Genomic DNA, 21,952 nt, shown 5'->3' on the forward strand with positions numbered 1-21,952 from the left:
TTCTCCTCGAGCGTCTCCTCAGCCGAATTCCACCCGTTCACGTACCCCTGATGATGGGTGTCGTGATGCCATTCCAGCACCTGCTCGGAAATGTGCGGCTCTAACGCGTCGTAATCGTACGGCAGCGGATCGAGTTCGTAGCTCATGTCTACATTCGTGTCCATGCGCGGGACGGGTAAGAACGTTCTCTGTATCGTTTTTCAGTAATATCCTTGTCACTACTTCGATCGCTATTTAACCCCTTCAATTGGCAGTTAACACCCAATTACGAGACAAACATACTATACCTGTTTGTTTTTGGCTACCGGCGACGCGGGGCTTATCTGTGCCGAACTCGTCAGATCGAGTATGACACCAGACGAGACGACCGCGGGCGGCGTCGAGCCGCTCTCGGGCGAGACGGTCAGACACGGAACGGGCGTGAACTCCGATCGCGCGTTCCCGACGAACGGGCATCCGGACAATCTCGACCCGTTCGTGCTGTTCGAGCGGTTCTACATCGACCCGGACAAGGGGTTCCCGATGCACCCGCACAAGGGGTTCGAGATCGTCTCGTACATGATCGAGGGCGGGATGGAGCACGCCGACTCGCTCGGCGTCGAGCACACCGCCCGCGAGAACGAGGCGATGCGGATCACGACCGGGAGCGGGATCCGTCACTCCGAGTTCCCCGCCGACGGCGAGGCCTGTAACGGGCTCCAGCTGTGGGTGAACCTCCCCCGCGAGGAGAAGGAGGCGGACCCGGACTACGTCGACGCGAGCGCCGAGGAACTTCCCACGACCGAACTCGACGGTGCGACCGTCACGACCGTCGTCGGCGAGGGCTCGCCGATCGAGCTACGCACGCCGATGGAGTATCTCGACGTTCGCGTCACCGACGCGTGGACGTGGGAGATTCCGGACGAGTGGACCGGATTCCTCTACGGCGTCGAGGGAAGCGGGACCGTCCGAGAAAGCGGTCCCGGCGCCGACGCCAACCGCGAGTTCGGCGCGGGCGACGTGTTCCCGAACGCGGACGCGCGGGACGTGACGGTCGAAAGCGACGAGGGAGCGGGGATCCGGTTCGTCGCCGTCTCCGGGCGGTCGCACGGGGAGCCGATCCGGCAGCAGGGGCCGTTCGTCTTATAGAACCGCTCGGCAGCAGGGGCGATCTCCGAGCGAGCGGACGACGGGGTATGATAACGCGGGCCGCCGAAGGGACGACCGAATGCCACTCGATCCGGACCGCGTTCAGACCGTCACCTTCGACTCGTACAGCACTCTCGTCGACGTCGAGGCGGCCGAGGCGGCGCTCGCCGACCGCGTCCCCGATCCGGAGCCGGTGTCGCGGCTCTGGCGCTCGCGGTCGCTGGCGTACACGTTCGTCGCGAACGCGATCGACGCGTACCAGCCGTTCTACGAGATGAACCGCGACGCGTTGACGTACGCGCTGGCGGCCCACGGCGTCGACCTGACGACCGAAGAGCGCGACGAGGTCCTCGCGGTGTACCACGAGCTGGAGGTGTTCGGCGACGTGCGGTCGGGCATCGAACGCCTGCGCGACGGGGGGTACGAGCCGTACGTGCTCTCGAACGGGAACCCGGAGATGCTCGACGCGATGGTCGAACACGCGGGGATCGAGGACCTCGTCGCGGACACGATAAGCGCCGACGAGGTGGAGACGTTCAAGCCGGCGGCGGAGCTGTACCGCCACGGCGCCGCTCGAACCGGCACGCCGATCGACCGGATCGTCCACGTCACCGCGGGCTGGTTCGACGTACTGGGAGCGTCGCACGCGGGGATGCAGGCGGTTCGCGTCGATCGGAAGGGGACGCCGTGGGAGCCGTTCGCGGGCGACGACCCGGACCGCACGGTCGAGTCGATCCACGAACTGGCCGACGCGCTGGGCGTCTAACGGTCGATACGAGGTCGGTAGCGGCGGCGACGTGCGCGCTCAGTCCCGCTCGGCGATGATCGTCTCGCCGGCGCGCACCGCGTCGCCCTCGCTCACGAGGAGGTCGGTCTCGTCGACGTCTGCAGGGAGAATCACGTCCGCTCGCGAACCGAACGAGACGTGCCCGACGCGCTCGCCGCGGTCGAGGGCGTCGCCGGGCTCGACCGCAGGGTGGATCCGCCGAGCGAACCAGCCGGCGATGATCAGCAGCTCGTACTCGCCGAAATCGATCGCGACTTGCTCGTTGCGGTCTGACTCCTTGTCGAAGGCGGGGCGGTTCGCGCCGGGCCGGTGCCGCACCTCGCGGACCTCACCCGCGAGCGGGGCGCGGTTCACGTGCACGTCGGTGACGTTCATGAACACGCCGACGCGCAGCCGCTCGCCCTCCTCGCGGACGACCGACACGGTGCCGTCGGCGGGAGCGACGACGGCGCCCCCGGCGTCGGGCGTCGAGCGCTCGGGGTCGCGGTGGAACCAGAGGACGCCGAGCGCGAGCGCGAGCAGGCCGATCCCGACCGGCGGCAGGAGCGGGAGCGTCACCGCGGCGGCGAGCGCGGGGACGAGCGCCAGCCGCCACGCCTCGTCGACCACGTCGAACGGGAGCACCGTCGCGAGCGGGGGGTTCCGTCCCATCGTCACGCCTCCGCGGGCTCCCGGAGGTCGGGACGGAGTTCGGTGCGCCCCGCCGCCCACGCCGCGAGCAGGTGGACGAGGTGGGTCCGGTCGTCGAGGCCGTCGACGAGGTCGAGGTCGGCCTCGCCGGCGAGGACGTGAAGCCGAGCGAGGTCGTCGCCGCCGTACTCGGAACCGGCGCGGGCGACCCGCAGGGTTTCGCGGAGGAGCTCGCCGCCGTCGTATCCCCCCTCGTCGAGGAGGTCGTCGAGGGTCGACCGGGCGTCTTTGAGGTCGCCGGCGCGGGCGTCGGCGAGCGACTCCCGGATCGCGTCGTCGTCGCCGACCTCGCCGAGCGTCTCGTAGGCGGTCGACATGGTGATCTCGCCGCCCTCGACGGCGGTCGCCTGCGCCGAGAGGATCGCCTCCCGGAGGTCGCCGCCGGCGGCGCTGGCGACGAACTCCAGCCCGTCGCCGTCGTAGTCGACCGCCTCGCGCTCGCAGATCGTTTCGAGCACGTCGATCGTCTCGTCGGTGGTCGGCGCGCGGACGCGGACCGGGAAACACCGCGAGCGGATCGGCGCGATCAGCTTCGACGGCTGCCGGGTCGCGATCACGAACTGCGTGGTCCGGTGGTGCTGTTCCATCACCCGACGGAGCGCCTGCTGGAAGTCCTCGCGGATCGCTTCCGCGTTGTCGAGCAGGACCGTCTTGTACTCGCCCGACATGGGCGCGTACGACGCCGACTCCTTCAGCACGCGGTTGATCATGTCGCGTTTCGCCATCCGGCTGCGCCCCTGCAGGAACCCCTCGAAGCGGGGGTCACTCCGGATCTCCTTTTTGGTTCGGCCGAAGAAGTCGGCGACGTTGATCTCGATCAGGTCGCTGTCGGGGTTCTCGTGAGCGGCCCGGGTCAGCGCCCGCGTCGCCGCCGTCTTCCCGACGCCGGGCGGCCCCTGAACGACGAGGTTCATCGGCTCGTCGACCGCGCGCTCCAGCCGCTCGCGGGCCTCGTCCTGTCGGATCTCGTCGAGCGCCGGGGCGTGCGCGTCGATCCACAGCGGTCCCTCCATGTGCCGTCCTCCGGGCCACGCGCTCAAGAATCGGTCGGTCCGGCCCCCAGCCGCTGCCGTCGACCCCAACGGCCCCCGTGGGACCCGGTCCGGTGGGTCTCACCCGGTTGAGTCCGGCTCATAGAATTATTAACAATCGAAGTAAACGAACATCAATCGTTAAGTACCGGGAGTAAACATGTTCATTGTACATGTCACAAGACAGCCGATCTGACGACGACCGACTTACGCGTCGCCACTACGTGGCCGGCGCCGGAACTCTCGCCACCGTGGGAATCGCCGGCTGTTCCGGCGGCGGCGACGGCGGTGACGGCAGCGACGGGAGCGACGGTTCGGACGGCAGTGACGGCTCCGACGGCAGTGACGGCTCCGACGGCTCCGACGGCAGCGACGGGGGAGCGGCCGGTCCCGTCGAAGTGCTCCACGGCTGGACCGGCGGCGACGGCGCCACGGCCGCCGAGGCGCTGGAGGAGGCGTTCAACGAGGCGCATCCCGACACCGACCTCAGCATGAACCCCATCGGCGGCGGCGGGAACGAGAACCTCGACGCCGTCGTGGCCAACCGCCTCCAGAGCAACGATCCGCCGGGCGCGTTCGCCGGCTGGCCGGGCCCGAACCTCGAGCGCTACGAGGGGGCCCTCGGTACCGTCGACGACGTCTGGGAGGAGAACAACTTCGAGGACGCGATGGTCGAAGAGGCGGTCGACCTCCACCAGCAGGGCGGGAGCTACCGCGCCGTTCCCCTCGGATCGCACCGCCTGAACTGCCTGTTCTACAACGTCTCCGTCGTCGAAGACGCCGGTATCGACGTCGAGTCGCTGAACAGCCCCTCGGCGCTGATCGACGCCTTCGGCACGGTCGCGAGCGAGACCGACGCCGTGCCGATGACGCACGCGATGTCCGGCACCTGGACGACGACGCAGCTGTGGGCCGCCGTGATGCTCGGCGAGAACGGCTACCAGCCGTACATGGACTTCCTCGCGGGCGACGGCGACGAGAGCGCCGTCCGGGCGGCGTTCGAGACGACCGCGGAGATGCTGGAGAACCACATCAGCGACGACGCCGCGTCGCTCAACCTGACGCAGTCGAACCAGAACATCATCAACGGCAACGCCGCCTTCATCCACCAGGGCAACTGGGCGGCGGGCGCCTTCCGGAACGCCGAGGACTTCGAGTACGAGGACGACTGGGGCTTCAAGACGTTCCCCGGGACGGAGGGGATGTACACCCTTCACTTCGACTCCTTCCTGTACCCGGCTGAGAACCCGACGCCGGAGGCCTCGAAGACCTGGCAGGCGTTCGTCGGCAGCGAGGAGGCCCAGATCGCGTTCAACCAGTACAAGGGGTCGATCCCGACCCGGACGGACGTGAGCATGGACCAGTTCGGCCCGTACCTGCAGGAGACGGCCGAGGACTTCGCGAACGCGGAGTACCGTCCGCCGAACCTCCAGCACGGACTCGGCGTCACCTCGCAGACGATGACGGCGCTCAACGAGGTCATCTCGTCGGAGTTCACCGGGCCGTACAACGTCGACGCCGCGACGCAGGGCTTCCTGGACGCGGTGTCGAACTAAGCCCACCAGATGCTCGATTTTTATCGTCGATTGCACCGGGCGATCAGTCCGTCCTCGGACGACGGAGACGAGGCCCGTACGGACGGCGGCGTCGTGAGCGACGGCGCTACCACGAGTCCGGAACCGGGACCCGACCGAGGAACGACGGAGCGGCTCAAAGCCGCGATCGACGACCGCTTCGGGACCGACTTCGTCGAGTCGTCGATCTTCTGGCTCCCGCCGTTCCTGCTGATGGGGCTGTTCGTCTACGGCGCGGTCATCTGGAACCTCCTCATTTCGCTGACCGACTACGAGGGGTTCGCGAACGCACCGGACTACTCGAACCTGGACTTCGGGATGTACGCCCGGGCGCTCGGGGACTCGGGCTTCATCGACGCCGCGGTCAACACGCTCATCCTGCTGATCGCGTTCACGGCGGGGACGCTCGCGGTCGGCCTCGTGCTGGCCATCCTGATCGACAGGGGGATCCGGTTCGAGAACACGTTCCGGACGATCTACCTCCTGCCGATGAGCCTCTCGTTCGTCGTGACCGCCCAGTTCTGGCTGTGGATCTACAACTACAACAACGGGATCGCCAACAGCGTCATCGGCGTGTTCGGACTCGGACCGGTGAGTTGGCTCGGAAACCAGGCCATCGTCCTCTACGCCGTCATCTTCGCGCTGATGTGGCAGTTCTCGGGGTACGCGATGGTCGTGTACCTCGCCGGGCTCCGCGCGATTCCGGACGAGCATTACGAGGCCGCCAAGGTCGACGGCGCGTCGACGCTGAAGATGTACTGGCGCGTGATCATCCCCCAGCTGAAGGGCGCGACGATCAGCGCCGCGGTGGTGCTGATGGTGTTCGGCATGAAGGCGTTCGACTTCCTCTACTCGCTGGTGGGGGGGTACCGGCCGCCGAACGGCGCCGACATCCTCGCGACGAAGATGGTCCGTGAGGCGTACTCGAACTCCCAGTGGGCGTACGGCGCGGCGATCGCGATCGTCCTCTTCGGGATGGCGCTCGCGGTCATCGGCCCGTACCTCGTCTACGAATACCGGAGGAACAACCTATGAGCGACGGAGAACTTCGAACGGATGGAAGCGGCGCGACGGCGAACTCCCGCTGGAACCTCGACGGGGTGACGGTCGAAGACGCCGCGCTGTACGTCGTGTTGGCGCTCGCGGCGGCCTTCTACCTCGTTCCCATCGAGTCCGGCTTGGTCACGTCGTTCAAGACCGGCACCGCGATCGTCGAGACCGCCCCGTTCGCGCCGCCCGGAGCGTCCGGGTTCACGTTCGAGAAGTGGCAGACAGCGACCGACGCCCTGTTGCGCGGCATGGGGAACAGCCTCCTGTACGCCGTGCCGGCGACGATCATCTCGGCGCTCATCGGGAGCATCACGGCGTACGGACTGACGATCCCGAACTGGAAGGCGTCGTACAAGGCGCTGGTGCTCGCGCTCATCATCGCGGGGATCTTCATCCCGTACCAGGCCGTGTTGGTCCCGCTGACCCAGTTCTGGTCGCAGTGGGTCCAGCTCAGCGACCTGCTCTCGTTCGTCTGGGCGCTCGGCATCGACGACGACTACGTCGGGATCGTCGAGCTGGTGGTCACCCACGTCGCCTACGGGATCCCGATCTGTACGCTCCTGTTCCGGACGTACTACAAGACGATGAGCGACGAGATGATGGAGTCCGCCCGCCTCGACGGGGCGTCGCTCCGCCGCGTGTACCGGCGGATCGTCCTGCCGCTCTCGGGGCCGATGTTCGCCGTGGTGCTCATCTACCAGTTCACCCAGATCTGGAACGATCTGCTGTTCACGCTGGTGATCGTCTCGACGGAGTCGAGCCCCGCGGCGCCGGTCGTGCTGATCCTCGCGGGTCTCGGGACCTCGATGGAGGGCCAGGACTTCGCGCTCCGGATGGCCGGAGCGTTCTTCGCGGCGCTCCCGACGCTCGCGGTGTACATTCTCTTCGGCGACGAGTTCGCCGAGGGGGTGGCGGCGTGACCCGCGTCCGAACGGCGGGCGGCGTCGACGCGGCTCGCACGCGAGCGACGGACGAAGCCGGCGACGGTTCGATCCGGGAGTCGGCGCGACGCACAAACGACTATTCGACAGCGATCACAACTCAAAGATATGGCAACGCTTGAACTCGATTCGGTAACGAAGACGTTTCAGGACGGCGACGAGGAGATCGTCGCCGTCGACGACATCTCGATGTCGATCGACGACGGGGAGTTCCTCGTCGTCGTCGGTCCGTCGGGCTGTGGAAAGTCCACGACGCTGCGGATGATCGCCGGGCTGGAGACGATCACGTCCGGCACGATCGCGCTCGGCGATCGCGTCATCAACGACGTGAAATCGCAGGACCGAGACATCGCGATGGTGTTCCAGTCGTACGCGCTCTACCCCCACATGAGCGTCAAGCAGAACATGTCGTTCGGGCTCGAGGAGTCGACGGATCTCCCGGACGACGAGATCAGCCGAATGGTCACGGAGACCGGCGAGCTGCTCGACATCGGCGAGCTCCTGGGCCGGAAGCCGAAGGACCTCTCGGGGGGGCAACAGCAGCGCGTCGCCCTCGGGCGCGCCATCGTCCGGGACCCCGAAGTGTTCCTGATGGACGAGCCGCTCAGCAACCTCGACGCGAAGCTCCGCGCGGAGATGCGGACGGAGCTCCAGCGGCTGCAGAACGACCTCGGCGTGACGACGGTGTACGTCACGCACGACCAGACGGAAGCGATGACGATGGGCGACCGGATCGCCATCCTCGACGGCGGCGAACTACAGCAGATCGCCGAGCCGCTGAAGTGCTACCACGAGCCGGCCAACCAGTTCGTCGCGAGCTTCCTCGGGGAGCCCTCGATGAACTTCTTCGACGTGACCCGCGACGGCGACCGACTGGTCGGCGACGTCTTCGAGTACCCCGTCGGTGACGACGTACGTGCGAACCTCGGGGAGACGACCGACCTCGTCCTCGGGATCCGCCCCGAGGCGATCGAACTCGTCGAGGGGGAAAGCGACGCACACGAGTTCGAGATGACGGTCGATGTCGTCGAGCCGATGGGCGACGAGAACACGGTGTACCTCCACTTCGACCCCGACGCGGACCCCGAGTCCGCCGAGACGCTCGTCGCGACGATCGACGGGTTCACGCGCGTCAGCGAGGGCGACACGGTGACCGCGCGGATACCGGAGGACGCCATTCACCTCTTCGACCGCGTCACGGGCGAGGCGCTCCACAACCGGTCGATGGAAGACGCCGCCGATCAGGTCAATCTGACCTGACCCGGCCCGGCTATCCTGACCTGGTCTGACCTATCCTGTCCCGGCCTGACCTATCCTACCTTGGCCTGATCGAACCGTTGTTGGCCCGACCGTTCCGGACGCGGGCCGTCCCGGTTAGTTGTTGTTTTCGCCGTCCGTCTCCGTGGCCTCACCAGTACGCGGTTCGATCGACGCCCTCGGCGAGGAGCGCGGCGGCGGCGACGTGAGCGTAGGCGCACCACCCGAGCGCGAGGAGTGCCGCGACGCTGCGCGTGGCCGTCGCCGCGAGCGCGCTCCACGCGACGACGACGAGTACGGTCGCACCGACCCACGCGAGGAAGTACGTGCTCGACGCCGTGCCGCGGAGCGCGTCCCGCCGGAGCCCGGCCCGGAGCCCGTCTCGAACGCTCACGACGGCCGCCGCCGGAAAGAGGTAGCTGCAGGCGACCGTGACGAGCAGCGCGCCGGTCGCGAGGGTGGCGAGGGTCACGCCCCCTAACGCGTCCGGGACCGTCCCGCTCGCGACGACGTATCCCGCGGCGACGACGGTGACGGCCGCGGGGAGGAGGTAGACGGCGGCAACGCCGAACAGCCGACCGGCGAGCCGCGCCGTGGCGGCCGTCGCCAGTCGGGGAAACCCGTCGTCTGCGAGGACGCCGCCGAGCAGGCCGAGCCACGCGAGGAGCGGGGCGACGGCGAGGGCGAGCGGCGCCACCAGCGACCAGTCGGGCCAGAGGCGCGCCGCGACCCGGACCAGCGCCCCGCAGAGCAGGAGCGCCGCGAGGCACTTCGCGGTGCCGTCACGGCGCGTTCGGTCGGCGAACGGATACCGGAGCGCGTCGGTGAACACGTCAGAATCTCTCGCCAGCGCCGCGCAAAACGGTGACGGTCGCGGGCGGGATCACTCGCGGACCCGCTCGACCTCGCGCCGGAGCCCGTCGCGGACGCGGTTCGCGATCTCCTCGGCGTCGCCGCGGTCGACGGTTTCGGCGTCCTCCGTCTCCAGGAGCCGGTCGAGCTTGCGCTCGAACTCGCGCTCGTCGATCTCGCCGCGGGCGTAGCGCTCGCGGAGCGCGCGGAGGGCTGGGTCTTGGGGCGCGTCGGCGTCCTCGTCGTCGTCCGCGTCGGGCAGGGGCTTCGTCAGCGTGTGGAGGACGGGGAGCGCGACGAACAGGCCGAAGAACCAGACGAGCGGCAGCGACCACCAGAGCCCGGTGGCGAGCGGGGCGGCGACGCCGGCGCCGACGACGAGGACCGCGAACAGCCGCCGCCAGCGATGGCGGAGGTTCCACGCGATCCGGCGGGGGAGACCGGTCATACGTCGGTCGACGCCCGCGAGGGGCAAATCGGTTTCGTCGCCGGGCGTCGGTTCGTCACGGACGGGAGATCGCCGCGGGTCAGTCCAGATCGAAGACGAGCCGGTCGCCGGGGTCGACCCCGTTGCGCTCGCTCCACCCCTGAGGCACCTCGAGGACGTATCTCCCCGTACCGCGGTACCGGGTGTACGGGCGCGATTCGGGCGCCGCCTCGTGGACCTCGGTGACGGTGCCGTCGGGGGCGACGAAGACGATGTCGAGCCCGAACGCCATCCCCCGCATCACGTAGGCGTGCTCGCCCGTCTCGTCGTGGACGAACAGCATCCCCTCGTCGGCGGCGAGCGCGTCGGTCTCGGAGAGTCCGACGTACTGCTTCGCGAGGCCGTCGGCGACGCGGGCTTCGACGGTCGCGAGCGAGTCGCTCGTCTCGCCGTCGACCGCCTCGACGGTCGTCGTCTCGTAGCCCGCGATCAGGAGGGTCGGGTTCGCCGCGACCGCGGCGGCGAACAGGAGGGCGACGGCGACGAGGGCCCCGGCGACCGCGAGGAGGCGGCGGTTCACGGCCGATCCTCGCGCCGGAGAAAGAAACCGTTTTCCGCTCCCGGCGGGTTTGAAACCCTGAGGGCTCGTGGTCTAGCTGGTCATGACGCGGCCTTTACAAGGCTGAGGTCGGCGGTTCGAACCCGCCCGAGCCCACTTCGCGCGTTTATAACTGGCTACCGGCTAACCGGAGTCGGCCATAGCGTTTTGTGCGCTCGCCGTAACGTGTTCCTGTATGCCCGAAGAAACCGTTCACGAGTCGCGGAAGCCGCGAAGTCGACAGGCGCTCGCAACCTACTTCCGACGCATCGCGAGGGCGCTCGGTCGCGGAGAGCCGGTGCCCGTCGACGACGCCGGCACGGTGACGGTCGATCCGGCGGCGGAGCAGGAGGTCGAAGTCGAACTCGAACGCGAGGATGGGACGGTCCACTTCGAGGTCGAGATGGAGTGGCCGGAGGCGGAGGGCGAGATCGACGACGACGCCGCGGCGAGCAAGGCGACCTTCGAGCTGTACGCGGACAACGCCGGCGACTGGCGCTGGCGGCTCGTCCACGACAACGGCAACATCATCGCCGACGGCGGCGGCGGCTACTCGGACAAGCGCGACGCCACGTCCGGCATCGAGAGCGTGCAGCGGAACGCGCCGGGCGCCCACGTGATCGACGCCGCCCGCGACGAGGAGGCGCCCGACGACGGCGGCAGCAACGCGACCTTCGAGCTGTTCCGCGACAAGGCGGACGACCACCGCTGGCGGCTCGTCCACGACAACGGGAACATCATCGCCGACGGCGGGCAGGGGTACGCCTCCAAACAGAAGGCGAAGCAGGGGCTCAACAGCGTGAAGTCGAACGCGCCCGGCGCCGCCGTCGAGGAGCCGGGCGACGACGATGAAGCAACCGAGGAAGAGTAGTCAGACCATGGTCCCCGACAAGAGACCCTCCACTGACGATCGCAGTGCGACCGACACCGCCACCACCGAAGTGGGCAGCACCTCGGCCGACTTCCTCGCACCCGGAGACGACGCGCCCGCAGAGCTGGTCGACGTGCTCGTGTACGGGCTCGTCGGCGGGATCGCCGGCTCGGTGCTGTCGTTCGTCCCCTTCGCCACCGTGCTCGGCGGCGCGGTCGCCGGCTACCTCTGCGGTGGCCGATCGGCGGACGCGCTCAAGACGGGGACGGTCGCCGGCGTCGTGATGACGCTACCGTTCGCGGTGATCGTGTTCGCCCTGCTGTTCTTCCTCGGCTTCGCCGGAGCGCCGGCGGAGTTCGGGCTCATCGCGCTGGCCGTGGTCGGATTGGCCGCCGTCTACACCCTCGGATCCGGGATCGTCGGCGGCTACCTCGGGCATTATCTCCGAGGGCAGCTCTGAGGCCGTCTCTGAGCCAGCCCCGCGGGCTGCCCGCCGGCTCCGGAGGGTCGCCCGCGCCGACGCGGACCGCACCGCTTATTCGCCGCCCGTTGCTACCTCGGCCCGGACATGGACGCGCTCGACGCCAAGTACCCGTTCTTCGCGACCGCCCGCGAGGCGGTCGCCGACGCCGCGGTGTCGCTGCCGGAGCTCGTCGCGGCCGACGCGCCGGCCGTCGAGCGCGCCCGCGAGCGCGTCGAGCGCGCACTGATGGACGGAACCGTCGCCTCCGAGAGCGGCGCCTTCCCCGCGGAGTCCGAGTACGACGCGCAGGCCGAGCTGCTCTCGTACCCGATCGCCCGGATCCTCGTCTCCCTGCTCGACTCCGACCCCGCCATCGAGAAGTACGCCGCCGCCGAGGCCGCGACCGCGATTTCCCGGATCCGCGAGGACCTCGCGACCGACGACGAGCTGCGGTCGATGTCGACCCCGACAATCGGGCTGGACGACGTGCTCGCCGAGTTCGACCTCGCGGACGCGGTGCAACCGGAGTCACCCAAACTGGACGCCGGAGGCGGCGGCGCGACCGCGACGGGTGGCGGTTCCGGCCGCGACCCGGAGCACTACTGGATCGCCGTGGGGCCGTACCTCCGGCTCACGTCGCCGTCGTGGGGCACGTCGTGGCGGCTCGTCAACCGCGCGCTCGCCGGCGGCGAGGTGCGCGTCGCTCGCGAGGAGCTGCTGGACGCGCTCGAAGCCGCGGTCGAAGACCGAGTCCGAGAGGGGCTCCCGTTCGAACTCGCCGCCGGCGAGGGGATCGCCGCCGAGCTCGAATCCGGCGTCGCGGACCTCAAACGGCTGCTCTCGGAGCGCACCTACGCCGGTCCGGTGGACGTGGTCGCGCCCGACCTGTTCCCTCCGTGCATGCGGAACCTGATCGAGAAGGCCGAGCGGGGCACGGCGCTGTCTCCGCCGGAGTCGTTCGCACTGATGGCGTTCCTCGTCGGAATCGGGATGACGCCGGACGAAGTGGTCGCGTTCTGCGGCGACACGAGCCTCGACGCGGAGGGGATCCGGTATCAGACCGAGTACCTGAGCGACGATCGGGGGACCCAGTACCCGCCGCCGACCTGCGAGACGCTGGCGAACTACGGGATCTGCCACAACGAGGCGGATCATATGCAGGTCGCCGCCGACCCGCTCGCGTACTACGAGCAGCGCGTGGCCGAGGCGGACGACATCACCGACTGGAGAGAGGAGAACGCGAACGCAGCAGAAGCCGAGAGCGAGTAGCCGGTCTACGCGTCGTCGCCCGCGCGGATGAGGTACGCGCCGACGAGCGCCATTAGCAGTACGAACGCGGCGAGCAGCGCGACGAGGGCGATCGCACCGGTCTCCGGCAACCCCTCGGGACCACCGAACGTGAACCCGATCCCCACCAGTCCGGCGACGAAGACCGCGGCCGCCGACAGCGAGACCGCGATCTGCCGACGAAGCTCCGCGTCGATTTCCATGCCTGCGAGTTTCCGTCGCCGCTAAAAAAGGACTTCGATGAGGGCGTCGACCCGTCGACTCGATCGGGTCGAGCGAGAACGCCCCCGAAACGGAGAATATCGGCTGTTCGACCCGCATCGGCGGCGATCTTATCCGTTTCCGCCTCCTATCTCGACAGGAAGCGAGGGACCACCCTCGCAGTCACCCATGACGCACATCCGAAACACATCCGCGTCAGCAGCCTCCGACCCGACCCCGTCGCGAGAGCCGTCCGCGGTGCCGTCAACGGCCGCCGGCGAGAGCGACGACCGATCCTCCCGGGCCGCCGCCGAGGAGATGACGGTCCGCCCGCTCCGCGACCGGCGCTACGTCGTCGAGACCGACGGCGGCACCTACGTGGTCGCGCTCGACGCGGGCACCTGTACCTGCCCTGACCACGCGATCCGCGGCTCGCGCTGTAAACACCTCCGCCGCGTCGCGATGGAAGTGACTGCGGGGACGGTCCCCGCGCCGGACGAGCGGGTCGGCGCCTGCGCGGTCTGTGGCGCGGAGACGGTCGTCCCCTTCGACGCCGTCGGCGCACGGCTCTGTGACCGACACGCGTTCGATCCGGGCACGGTCGTCCGCGACCGCGAGACGGGGAAGCGGCTCGTCGTCGCCGCGGTCACGACCGAACGGGCCGACGCCTACCGGACCGACGAGGGGCGGACGGTCGCCGAGTACCCCACGAACGCCGACTACGGCGCCCACGAACCCGTCGTCGAGGCGGTGTACGTGGAGGCGATCCGCTCCGATCAGAGCGTCGGAGACGGGGACCGGTACGGGTTCCCCGCCTCGCGGCTCACCGGGCGAGGTGACTGATGTCCCGGCGGAGCGTGTACCCCTTCGGGACGCCGACGACGCCCACGCACTCATCGCACAGCACCCGCTCGTAGTCGCGGTTCGTCTCCTTCTCGAGCAGCGAGACGTCTCCGATCGGGAACACCGACTCGCACCGATCGCACTCTGCCTTGTCGCCGTCGACGATCTTCATTACCTCCCCGTTTCCGAGATCAGTATATAAACTCGCGGACGGCGTTATCACTCCGGATAGCGGGTCGATAAAATCGGATAGTTGAGAGTCGGTCGACGCGGCCGTGGTCTCGGTGGTCGTCCGGCGTTAGCCGAAGAGCTCGCCGAGGCCCTCGCCGCCGTCGTCCTCGTCCTCGTCCTCGTCGTCGGCCGCTTCCTCAGCGGCGTCGGCCTCGTCCTCCTCGGCCTCGTCGTCGGCCTCGTCGGCCTCAGCGGCGTCCGCGGAGCCGCCCGCGGCGGCGCCGGCGGCGGGGGCCGCGGCGGCCGTCTCGATGGCCTCCTCGATGTCGACGTCCTCCAGCGCGGCGACGAGCGCCTTGACGCGGGATTCCTCGACGTCGACGCCGGCGGCTTCCAGCACGCCGGTGATGTTGTCCTCGTTGATCTCTTCGCCAGTCTCGTTCAGGATGAGCGCAGCGTAAACGTATTCCATTGGTGTGTCCTCGTAGTGTTATCCGAACATTGCGCCGAGACCCTCGCCGCCGTCGTCGCCGTCGTCGTCGTCGGCATCGTCGGCGGCCTCGTCGGCCTCAGCGTCGTCCGTGTCGTCTTCTTCCTCCGCCTGTTCCTCCTCGTCGGCGTCGTCCGTCTCGGGAGCCGGGGCGGCTTCGACGCCCTGCAGCTCCTCGGGGAGCGCCTCCTCGTCGTCGATCTGGGCCGCGAGCGAGCGGAGCTGGGCGTCGGCCTTCCCGATGAGGTCGGGCACGACGTCCGGGCTCTCGATCTCCGCGAACAGCCCGACGGACTTCGCCTCGCCGGACGCCTTCGCGAGAAGGCTGCCGGCCGTGGCGGCCGTCGGGTACGCGGCGTTGATCGAGAGGTTCCGCGCGGCGGCGGCCGCCGAGCGGATGTCCGCTTCGTACTCGTCGACGTCGATTTCGAGCTCGTCCGGCTCGAACAGGACGCCGTCGGAGTAGACGCCCTTGAGGTCGAGCCCGACTTCCTTCGGCTCGATGCCGAGCTCGGTCAGGACGTTCGCGAGGTCGTCGTCGACGACCTCGCCCTCCTCGAGGACCTTCGAGTCCTCGGTGACCATGATCGAGCCGTCCTGGATACGCGCAGCGGCGCCGATCGTCTGCAGTTCGCCGACGAACGGCCCCGGGTCGACGCCCGTGTCACCCTCGGGGATGACGACGTCGTTGGGGGCGACCTCGCCCGCGTTGATCGGGGCGGGGGTCTTCGAGGCTTCCAGCTGCTTGAAGAGGCCGAACGGGTTGTCGTTCGTACCGATGAGCGCGACCTGACCCGAGACGTACTGGGTCAGCTCTTCGACGCCGTCGTTCACCTCTTCGAGGGCGCGGACGGTGAGCGTGTTGCGGCTCATCCGGACGTCCGCGGAGCCGTGCAGTTCGCGGCGCATGGCCTGGAGCTGTCGGCTCGGGATGCCGGCGACGCCGACGATCCCGACGGAGTTGAACGAGTCGATGAACTCGACGAGCTCGTCGACCTCCTCCTGTTTCCACTGCGGGATCGTCTCGGTCTTGCGGACCGAGCTCATACGGGCACCTCCTTCGCGGGACCCATCGTGGTCTTCACGTAGATCCCGTCGATGTTGAGCGGGCCCTTCTCGAGGCTCGCTTCGAGCCGCCGGATGATGACGTCGATGTTGTCCGAAATCGCGTCGGGGCCCATATCTTCGGCACCGACACGGGTGTGGAACGTGCGCCGGTCACGCGACCGGAGCTGCACGGTGTTTTTCATCCGGTTGACTGTGTCGACGATGTCGTCGTCCGGCTGCAGTGGGGTAGGCATCTTCCCGCGCGGACCGAGGACGGTACCGAGGTACCGACCGATGTCCTGCATCAGGTTGGCCTCTGCGACGAAGAAGTCGGTCTCGCCGGCCAGATCCTTTGCGCGGTCGTCGTCGTCTCCGAGGTCCTCAAGGTCGTCGCTGTCAAGCACTTGATCAGCAACTTCCTGAGCGCGGACGGCGGTTTCGCCCTCCGCGAAGACGACGATCTGTGTCTCCTGCCCCGTTCCAGCCGGCAGCACGACGGACTCGTCGATGCGGTTCGACGGATCGTTGAGGTCGAGATCTCGCAGGTTGATCGCGATGTCCACGGTCTCGCGGAAGTTCCGCTCGGGCGCATCGTCGAGTGCGAGGGTTACGGCCTCTTGTATTGTGTCTGCCATTTTCACCTCCGTAGTACGCAGGTCGCTCCTACGGGTCAGTGAAACAGGCGAAGCCTGTCTCACCGGAAAGTGGTTCATCGGAGGTTTAAAAGCGTCGAACCGCCCCTCCGGGTGTGAACCGGAGACAGGGGTCGTGCGGGCCGTTCTCGCGGCTGGCGTCGTCGAGCGCCCGCGACGTCGATCGCCTTCGACGCCGAACGCTTTGGAAGTCGAGCACCGCTTCGACGCCCGTCGAAGGCGAAAACGTCGTATAGGGGAACCCTTTTGATGCCGCTCGTCGACCCACGAGGTAATGACTCAGGGTGGTCCGGCGTGACGATGGACGACCGTATCGAGGACCTCCGCGAGCGTCGCGAGCGGGCGGCGCTCGGCGGCGGCGAGGACCGGATCGAATCCCAACACGAGAAGGGGAAGATGACCGCGCGCGAGCGCATCGACTACTTCCTCGACGACGGGACGTTCCACGAGTTCGACCGGTTCCGCACCCACCGGAACCACAAGTTCGGCATGGAGGAACAGCAGATCCCGGGCGACGGCGTCGTCACGGGGTACGGGGAGGTGAACGGGCGGAAGACGTTCGTGTTCGCCCACGACTTCACCGTCTTCGGCGGCTCGCTCGGCGAGGTGTTCGCCGAGAAGGTGTGTAAGGTGATGGATAAGGCGATGGACGTGGGCGCGCCCGTCGTCGGCCTCAACGACTCCGCGGGCGCCCGGATTCAGGAGGGCGTCGGGGCGCTCGGCGGCTTCGCGGAGATCTTCCGGCGCAACACGGAGGCGTCCGGCGTGATCCCGCAGATCTCGGCGATCATGGGGCCGTGCGCCGGCGGGGCGGTGTACTCCCCGGCGATCACGGACTTCACGTTCATGGTCAAGGACACCTCGCACATGTTCATCACCGGCCCGGACGTCATCGAGACCGTCACGGGCGAGGAGGTGAGCTTCGAGGAGCTCGGCGGCGCGGTCACCCACACGTCGACGTCCGGCGTCGCGCACTTCGCCGAGGAGAGCGAGGAGGAGGCGTTGGACAACATCGCGCGGCTGCTCTCCTACCTCCCCGCCAACAACGTGGAGGACCCGCCCCGCGTCGAGCCGTGGGACGACCCCGAGCGCGCCGACGAGTCGCTGGGCGACATCGTTCCGGACGCCCCGCGGAAGCCGTACGACATGAAAGACGTGATCGGCAGCGTCGTCGACGAGGGGTCCTTCTTCGAGGTGCAGGAGAACTTCGCGAAGAACGTCGTCGTCGGCTTCGCCCGGCTCGACGGTCACTCGGTCGGGGTCGTCGCCAACAACCCCCGCGTGAACGCCGGCACGCTCGACATCGAGTCGAGCCAGAAGGGGGCGCGCTTCGTCCGGTTCTGTGACGCGTTCAACATCCCCATCGTCACCTTCGAGGACGTGCCCGGGTTCATGCCCGGCACCGATCAGGAGCACAACGGGATCATCCGTCACGGCGCGAAGCTGCTGTACGCCTTCTCTGAGGCGACGGTCCCCCTCCTCACCGTCATCACCCGCAAGGCGTACGGCGGGGCCTACTGCGTGATGTCGTCGAAGCACATCGGCGGCGACGTGAACTACGCGTGGCCGACCGCGGAGATCGCCGTGATGGGGCCGAAAGGCGCCGTCAACGTCCTCTACCGCGAGGAGCTGGCCGAGGCCGACGACCCCGACGCGCGCAGACAGGAGCTCATCGACGAGTACCGCGAGGAGTTCGCGAACCCGTACACCGCCGCCGACCGCGGCTTCGTCGACGACGTGATCGAGCCCGCGGAGACGCGTGCGCGGCTGATCGACGACCTCCAGATGCTGAAGGGGAAGCGCTCCGAGGCGCCCGAGAAGAAACACGGCAACATCCCGATCTGATGGCGGCCGACGCATCAGACGCGGACGACCCGGCGTCCGGCGATTCCGCGACGCCCGGCGATCCCGGCGCCGTCCTCGACAGCCTGTCGATCCCGGACGACGCCGGCGACGCGGAGGCCGCCGCCATCGCCGCCGCGGTCGCGGCCCACCTCCGAGACGGCGAGCGCGCGGCGGCCGCGGCCGCCGCGGCGAACGACGAGCCCGACTGGGAGGGCGAGCGCTGGTCGTTCGCCGGTCGCGTCGATCGGCTGCAGAGTCGGTCCGTCCGGGTGCCCGTCGACGCGCCGACCGATCCGTGGACCGCGGCCGGTCGCGCCGACCGGTTCTGAGTCGGGTCGCGCAGACGCTCCCGGCGGCTCAGGCCTCGCGCGATTCGTCGCCGTCGCCGTCGCCCGCGTTCTCGAGCGGGTCGTCGCGCCACTCATCCGCCGAGCCGCCGCCGAGGAGTCGGTTGAGCACGATCGGTACGACGCCCGCGAGGAACGCGAGGAGGCCGATCCGAACAAGCAGCGAGACATCGGTCAGAAGCGTCACGGCGAGGTACGCGCCCGCCGCGACCAACACCGACGGCAACACGTAGGGGTTTCCGGGCGAGAGCATGTCCGAGTATGGTGGTCGGCAGGCTCTTAATCGTCTCGGGGAGTCGCAACGAGCGCCGACATGGTACGACGATCGTCGTCATCGGTCGTCGTCGCCGACCGATAGAATGAGGTGGGTTATGGTGGAAATGACGTGCAGGAATGTTCGATAAGGTTCTGGTCGCGAACCGCGGGGAGATCGCGGTTCGGGTGATGCGCGCCTGTGCGGAGCTGGGTGTCGACACCGTCGCCGTGTACAGCGACGCGGACAAACACGGCGGCCACGTCCGGTACGCCGACGAAGCGTACAACGTGGGGCCCGCCCGCGCCGCCGATTCGTACCTCGACGGCGAGGCGGTCGTCGAGGCCGCGCGGGCGGCCGACGCCGACGCGATCCACCCCGGCTACGGCTTCCTCGCCGAGAACGCCGACTTCGCGGCCCGCGTCGAGGCCGCGGACGGGATCACCTGGATCGGCCCCGCCAGCGACGCGATGGAGCGGCTCGGGGAGAAGACCCACGCCCGCCGCGTGATGGACGACGCCGACGTGCCGATCGTCCCCGGGACGACGGAGCCGGTCACGGAGGTCGAGGCGGTGACCGAGTTCGGCGACGAGCACGGGTACCCCGTCGCGATCAAGGCCGAAGGGGGGGGCGGCGGCCGCGGGATGAAGGTCGTCGAGAGCGCCGAAGAGGCCGAGGAGGCGCTCGAATCCGCCAAGCGCGAGGGTGAGGCGTACTTCTCGAACGACTCCGTCTACCTCGAACGCTACCTCCAGACTCCCCGCCACGTCGAGGTGCAGATCGTCGCCGACGCGGGCGACGGCGACGGGGAGACCGAGGTCGTCCACCTCGGCGAGCGCGACTGCTCGCTCCAGCGTCGGCACCAGAAGGTGATCGAGGAGGGGCCCTCCCCCGCGCTGTCCGACGAACTTCGCGAGAAGATCGGCGAGGCCGCCCGGCGCGGCGTCGCGGCCGCCGACTACACCAACGCCGGCACCGTCGAGTTCCTCGTCGAGGAGGACGTGGACCGCGACCCGTCGGAGCCGCTCGGCCCGGACACGCCCTTCTACTTCCTCGAGGTCAACACGCGGATTCAGGTCGAACACACCGTCACGGAGGAGCTGACGGGGATCGACATCGTGAAAGAGCAGCTCCGGGTCGCCTCGGGCGAGGGGCTCTCCGTCTCGCAGGACGAGGTCGAGCTGGAGGGCCACGCGATCGAGTTCCGGATCAACGCCGAGAACGCTGCGAAGGGGTTCCAGCCGGCCAACGAGGGGCGGCTCGACACGTACGATCCGCCGGGCGGGATCGGCGTCCGCGTCGACGACGCGCTCCGGCAGGACGACGAGCTGGTGACCGACTACGACTCGATGATCGCGAAGCTGATCGTGTGGGCCCCGGACCGCGAGGAGTGTCTCGCACGGTCGAAGCGCGCGCTCGCGGAGTACGATCTGGATGGCGTCGTCACCGTCGTCCCGTTCCACCGGCTCATGCTCGACGACGAGCGGTTCGTCGACGGCACCCACACGACGAAGTACCTCGACGAGGAGCTCGACGAGGAGCAGGTCGCCGAGGCCCAGGAGAAGTGGGGAACCGAGTCGTCCGCGGGCGACGAGGGCGACGAGGAGGTGTCCGAGCGCGAGTTCACCGTCGAGGTGAACGGGAAGCGCTTCGAGGTCGAACTGGAGGAGCGCGGCGCGCCCGCGATCCCGGTTCCGGAGGGCGGGGCGGGCGGCGGCAGCGGCGGTCAGCGCCCGCCGCAGGCGACGAGCGACGACGGCGGTGACGACGGCGGCGTCGACGTGGCCGAGGGCGGCGAGGCGATCGAGGCGGAGATGCAGGGGACGATCCTCTCGGTCGACATCGACGAGGGCGACGAGGTCGCCGCCGGCGACGTGGTCTGCGTGCTCGAAGCGATGAAGATGGAGAACGACGTGGTCGCCGAGCGCGGCGGCACCGTCGTGAGCGTCCACGTCGGCGAGGGCGACAGCGTCGACATGGGCGACGTGCTGATCGTGCTGGAGTAGCGGGCTACCGACCGCGAAGCCCCAACAGCTCGCGCGTCTCCGCGGGCGTGGCCACGGGTCGCCCCACCGCTGTCGAAATCCGTGCCGCCCGCGCCACGAGCTGCTCGTTGGTCGCCAGTTCGCCCCGCTCGTAGTACCGGTTGTCCTCCAGCCCGACGCGGACGTGACCGCCGAGGAGGAGCGACTGCGTCGTCAACGGGAGCTGGTGGGGGCCGAACCCGATCACGGTGAACTCGACGCCGTCGGGGAGCGCCTCGACGCGGTTGATCAGGTTCCGCGGGTGCGGCGGCGACGTGGTGCCGCCGCCGAAGAGGAAGTTGAGGTACGGCGGGTCGTCGAGCTCGTCGAGGACCGCCAGCGACTCGTTGAGGTGGCCGTCGTTGAACACCTCCAGTTCGGGTTTGATCCCGCGGTCCCGCATCTCGGCGTGCAGCGAGTCAACCAGCCCGCGGGTGTTCTCGGAGGTGAGCCGCTCGTAGCGGTTGAGCGGCCCCATGTCCAGCGACGCCATCTCGGGGGCCGGGTCGGTTCGCAGCGGTTCGTGGCGGAGGGCGTCGGGCGCGCCGGTCCCACCGGTTGAGTGCTGAAGGACGGCGTCGTCGGTCGCGTCACGGACCGCGTCGGCGACCGCCTGAAAGCGCTCGGTCGAGAAGGCGCGCTCGCCGTTGTCGCGGCGGGCGTGGAGGTGGAGCACGCTCGCGCCCGCCTCCTCGCAGGCGGTCGCGGCCGCCGCGATCTCCGCCGGGGTCTCCGGGAGACCGGGGTGAGCCTCCTTCCCGTGGACGCCGCCGGTGAGCGCCGCGGTGATGATCACCGGCTTCCCCTCGAGGTAGTCGTCGTAGGTCATCGCTCGGCGTCGTCCCCCTCCGCGTCCGACGCCGCCGCCGAGTCCGGCTCCGGCTCGACGTAGAACTCGCAGTCAGTCTCCGGATCGAGGCCGTACCGCGCGTTACAGATGTCCGCGCGCATGGGCTGGACGAACGACTCCGTCACAGTACAGAACGCCCGGGGTTCGGCGAACTCCTCCCCGTCGAAGGAGGCCCCGTCGCCCGCCTCGCGGTACGTTAAGTGTGGACACTGCACAGCCATAGCGGACGGAGGCGGGCGAGCGGCTTGAAACCACGCGTCGAAACCGGTCCC

26 protein-coding genes, 1 tRNA gene and 1 pseudogene are annotated in these 21,952 nt (G+C 68.8%); 14 read left to right on the top strand and 14 right to left on the bottom strand.

Going from position 1 to position 21,952, the window contains the following annotated elements; all coding sequences use genetic code 11:
* A pseudogene (locus DJ69_RS00400) lies at nt 1-146 on the bottom strand (superoxide dismutase); the annotation flags it as partial.
* Nucleotides 147-348: 202 nt separating this feature from the next.
* Between DJ69_RS00400 and DJ69_RS00405 the strand changes: the two are divergent.
* Both DJ69_RS00405 and DJ69_RS00410 read left to right on the top strand, forming a co-directional pair.
* Complete coding sequence (locus DJ69_RS00405) at nt 349-1,128, top strand: pirin family protein (protein ID WP_099253793.1); 780 nt, start codon at nt 349-351, stop codon at nt 1,126-1,128.
* 79 nt (nt 1,129-1,207) lie between these two features.
* The gene (locus DJ69_RS00410) at nt 1,208-1,894 is read left to right on the top strand and encodes a haloacid dehalogenase type II (RefSeq protein ID WP_099253794.1); all 687 of its coding nucleotides are present in this window, start codon (nt 1,208-1,210) and stop codon (nt 1,892-1,894) included.
* A gap of 39 nt (nt 1,895-1,933) precedes the next feature.
* Here the strand turns inward: DJ69_RS00410 and DJ69_RS00415 are convergent, their stop codons facing one another.
* Together DJ69_RS00415 and DJ69_RS00420 are read right to left on the bottom strand one after the other, a co-directional pair.
* Nucleotides 1,934-2,566, bottom strand: a complete 633-nt coding sequence (locus tag DJ69_RS00415; protein ID WP_099253795.1) for a protein sorting system archaetidylserine decarboxylase — start codon at nt 2,564-2,566, stop codon at nt 1,934-1,936.
* Nucleotides 2,567-2,568: 2 nt separating this feature from the next.
* Nucleotides 2,569-3,618: an AAA family ATPase gene (locus DJ69_RS00420; RefSeq protein ID WP_099253796.1), complete on the bottom strand. Its 1,050-nt coding sequence runs from the start codon at nt 3,616-3,618 to the stop codon at nt 2,569-2,571.
* Nucleotides 3,619-4,034: 416 nt separating this feature from the next.
* On the opposite strand from DJ69_RS00420, the gene DJ69_RS00425 reads away from it, so the two are divergent.
* The 4 genes from DJ69_RS00425 (at nt 4,035) to DJ69_RS00440 (ending at nt 8,461) form a co-directional block, all read left to right on the top strand.
* A complete protein-coding gene (locus DJ69_RS00425; protein WP_099253844.1) occupies nt 4,035-5,192 on the top strand; it encodes an ABC transporter substrate-binding protein in 1,158 nt (385 codons plus the stop codon).
* Between the two features lie 30 nt (nt 5,193-5,222).
* Entirely contained in the window at nt 5,223-6,245 is a 1,023-nt protein-coding gene (locus DJ69_RS00430; protein ID WP_394338344.1) for a carbohydrate ABC transporter permease, read from the top strand.
* Nucleotides 6,242-7,180, top strand: coding sequence for a carbohydrate ABC transporter permease (locus tag DJ69_RS00435; protein ID WP_099253798.1), 939 nt, complete (start codon nt 6,242-6,244; stop codon nt 7,178-7,180). Before DJ69_RS00430 ends, DJ69_RS00435 begins: the two co-directional genes overlap by 4 nt.
* Nucleotides 7,181-7,309: 129 nt before the next feature.
* On the top strand, nt 7,310-8,461 hold the full coding sequence (locus DJ69_RS00440) for an ABC transporter ATP-binding protein (RefSeq protein WP_099253799.1): 1,152 nt from the start codon (nt 7,310-7,312) through the stop codon (nt 8,459-8,461).
* 148 nt (nt 8,462-8,609) lie between these two features.
* Here the strand turns inward: DJ69_RS00440 and DJ69_RS00445 are convergent, their stop codons facing one another.
* From DJ69_RS00445 to DJ69_RS00455, 3 genes are all read right to left on the bottom strand, one after another.
* Entirely contained in the window at nt 8,610-9,290 is a 681-nt protein-coding gene (locus tag DJ69_RS00445) for a DUF4013 domain-containing protein (RefSeq protein ID WP_099253800.1), read from the bottom strand.
* 51 nt (nt 9,291-9,341) lie between these two features.
* Nucleotides 9,342-9,758 (bottom strand): SHOCT domain-containing protein, encoded by a 417-nt coding sequence (locus tag DJ69_RS00450; protein ID WP_099253801.1) that lies wholly within the window; start codon nt 9,756-9,758, stop codon nt 9,342-9,344.
* A gap of 79 nt (nt 9,759-9,837) precedes the next feature.
* Nucleotides 9,838-10,317 (bottom strand): DUF192 domain-containing protein, encoded by a 480-nt coding sequence (locus tag DJ69_RS00455; protein ID WP_099253802.1) that lies wholly within the window; start codon nt 10,315-10,317, stop codon nt 9,838-9,840.
* A 61-nt stretch (nt 10,318-10,378) separates the two neighbouring features.
* On the opposite strand from DJ69_RS00455, the gene DJ69_RS00460 reads away from it, so the two are divergent.
* From DJ69_RS00460 to DJ69_RS00475, 4 genes are all read left to right on the top strand, one after another.
* Nucleotides 10,379-10,452, top strand: a tRNA-Val gene (locus tag DJ69_RS00460).
* A 79-nt stretch (nt 10,453-10,531) separates the two neighbouring features.
* Nucleotides 10,532-11,206, top strand: coding sequence for an HVO_2922 family protein (locus DJ69_RS00465; protein WP_099253803.1), 675 nt, complete (start codon nt 10,532-10,534; stop codon nt 11,204-11,206).
* Nucleotides 11,207-11,213: 7 nt separating this feature from the next.
* Nucleotides 11,214-11,666, top strand: a complete 453-nt coding sequence (locus DJ69_RS00470) for a DUF5518 domain-containing protein (protein ID WP_099253804.1) — start codon at nt 11,214-11,216, stop codon at nt 11,664-11,666.
* Between the two features lie 108 nt (nt 11,667-11,774).
* Complete coding sequence (locus DJ69_RS00475) at nt 11,775-12,938, top strand: DNA primase (RefSeq protein WP_099253805.1); 1,164 nt, start codon at nt 11,775-11,777, stop codon at nt 12,936-12,938.
* A 5-nt stretch (nt 12,939-12,943) separates the two neighbouring features.
* On the opposite strand, the gene DJ69_RS00480 is transcribed toward DJ69_RS00475, so the two are convergent.
* Nucleotides 12,944-13,159, bottom strand: coding sequence for a DUF7472 family protein (locus DJ69_RS00480; protein ID WP_099253806.1), 216 nt, complete (start codon nt 13,157-13,159; stop codon nt 12,944-12,946).
* A gap of 187 nt (nt 13,160-13,346) precedes the next feature.
* Between DJ69_RS00480 and DJ69_RS00485 the strand changes: the two genes are divergently transcribed.
* Nucleotides 13,347-14,000: an SWIM zinc finger family protein gene (locus DJ69_RS00485; protein ID WP_144050347.1), complete on the top strand. Its 654-nt coding sequence runs from the start codon at nt 13,347-13,349 to the stop codon at nt 13,998-14,000.
* Here DJ69_RS00485 and DJ69_RS00490 read toward each other — a convergent pair.
* From DJ69_RS00490 to DJ69_RS00505, 4 genes are all read right to left on the bottom strand, one after another.
* Nucleotides 13,981-14,172: a hypothetical protein gene (locus DJ69_RS00490; protein WP_099253807.1), complete on the bottom strand. Its 192-nt coding sequence runs from the start codon at nt 14,170-14,172 to the stop codon at nt 13,981-13,983. The two genes, DJ69_RS00485 and DJ69_RS00490, sit on opposite strands and share 20 nt — an antisense overlap.
* Before the next feature lie 126 nt (nt 14,173-14,298).
* Nucleotides 14,299-14,643, bottom strand: a complete 345-nt coding sequence (rpl12p, locus tag DJ69_RS00495; RefSeq protein WP_099253808.1) for a 50S ribosomal protein P1 — start codon at nt 14,641-14,643, stop codon at nt 14,299-14,301.
* Between the two features lie 18 nt (nt 14,644-14,661).
* The gene (locus tag DJ69_RS00500; RefSeq protein WP_099253809.1) at nt 14,662-15,708 is read right to left on the bottom strand and encodes a 50S ribosomal protein L10; all 1,047 of its coding nucleotides are present in this window, start codon (nt 15,706-15,708) and stop codon (nt 14,662-14,664) included.
* Nucleotides 15,705-16,343, bottom strand: a complete 639-nt coding sequence (locus DJ69_RS00505; protein ID WP_008847380.1) for a 50S ribosomal protein L1 — start codon at nt 16,341-16,343, stop codon at nt 15,705-15,707. The genes DJ69_RS00500 and DJ69_RS00505 overlap by 4 nt, the downstream gene beginning before the upstream one ends.
* 318 nt (nt 16,344-16,661) lie before the next feature.
* Here DJ69_RS00505 and DJ69_RS00510 point away from each other — a divergent pair, with 318 nt between their 5' ends.
* Nucleotides 16,662-18,206, top strand: a complete 1,545-nt coding sequence (locus DJ69_RS00510; RefSeq protein WP_099253810.1) for an acyl-CoA carboxylase subunit beta — start codon at nt 16,662-16,664, stop codon at nt 18,204-18,206.
* Nucleotides 18,206-18,535 carry a hypothetical protein gene (locus tag DJ69_RS00515; RefSeq protein ID WP_099253811.1) on the top strand — a complete coding sequence of 110 codons (330 nt, stop codon included), beginning with the start codon at nt 18,206-18,208 and terminating at the stop codon, nt 18,533-18,535. Before DJ69_RS00510 ends, DJ69_RS00515 begins: the two co-directional genes overlap by 1 nt.
* 28 nt (nt 18,536-18,563) lie before the next feature.
* On the opposite strand, the gene DJ69_RS00520 is transcribed toward DJ69_RS00515, so the two are convergent.
* Entirely contained in the window at nt 18,564-18,806 is a 243-nt protein-coding gene (locus DJ69_RS00520; protein ID WP_099253812.1) for a hypothetical protein, read from the bottom strand.
* Between the two features lie 140 nt (nt 18,807-18,946).
* Here DJ69_RS00520 and DJ69_RS00525 point away from each other — a divergent pair, with 140 nt between their 5' ends.
* Nucleotides 18,947-20,812 carry an acetyl-CoA carboxylase biotin carboxylase subunit gene (locus DJ69_RS00525; RefSeq protein WP_099253813.1) on the top strand — a complete coding sequence of 622 codons (1,866 nt, stop codon included), beginning with the start codon at nt 18,947-18,949 and terminating at the stop codon, nt 20,810-20,812.
* Between the two features lie 4 nt (nt 20,813-20,816).
* Here the strand turns inward: DJ69_RS00525 and DJ69_RS00530 are convergent, their stop codons facing one another.
* A complete protein-coding gene (locus DJ69_RS00530) occupies nt 20,817-21,659 on the bottom strand; it encodes a BKACE family enzyme (protein ID WP_099253814.1) in 843 nt (280 codons plus the stop codon).
* Nucleotides 21,656-21,901 (bottom strand): hypothetical protein, encoded by a 246-nt coding sequence (locus tag DJ69_RS00535; protein WP_099253815.1) that lies wholly within the window; start codon nt 21,899-21,901, stop codon nt 21,656-21,658. Before DJ69_RS00535 ends, DJ69_RS00530 begins: the two co-directional genes overlap by 4 nt.
* Between the last annotated feature and the right edge of the window lie 51 nt (nt 21,902-21,952).

It is taken from the genome of Halorubrum persicum, from assembly GCF_002727125.1.
GTDB classification, from domain to species: Archaea; Halobacteriota; Halobacteria; order Halobacteriales; family Haloferacaceae; genus Halorubrum; species Halorubrum persicum.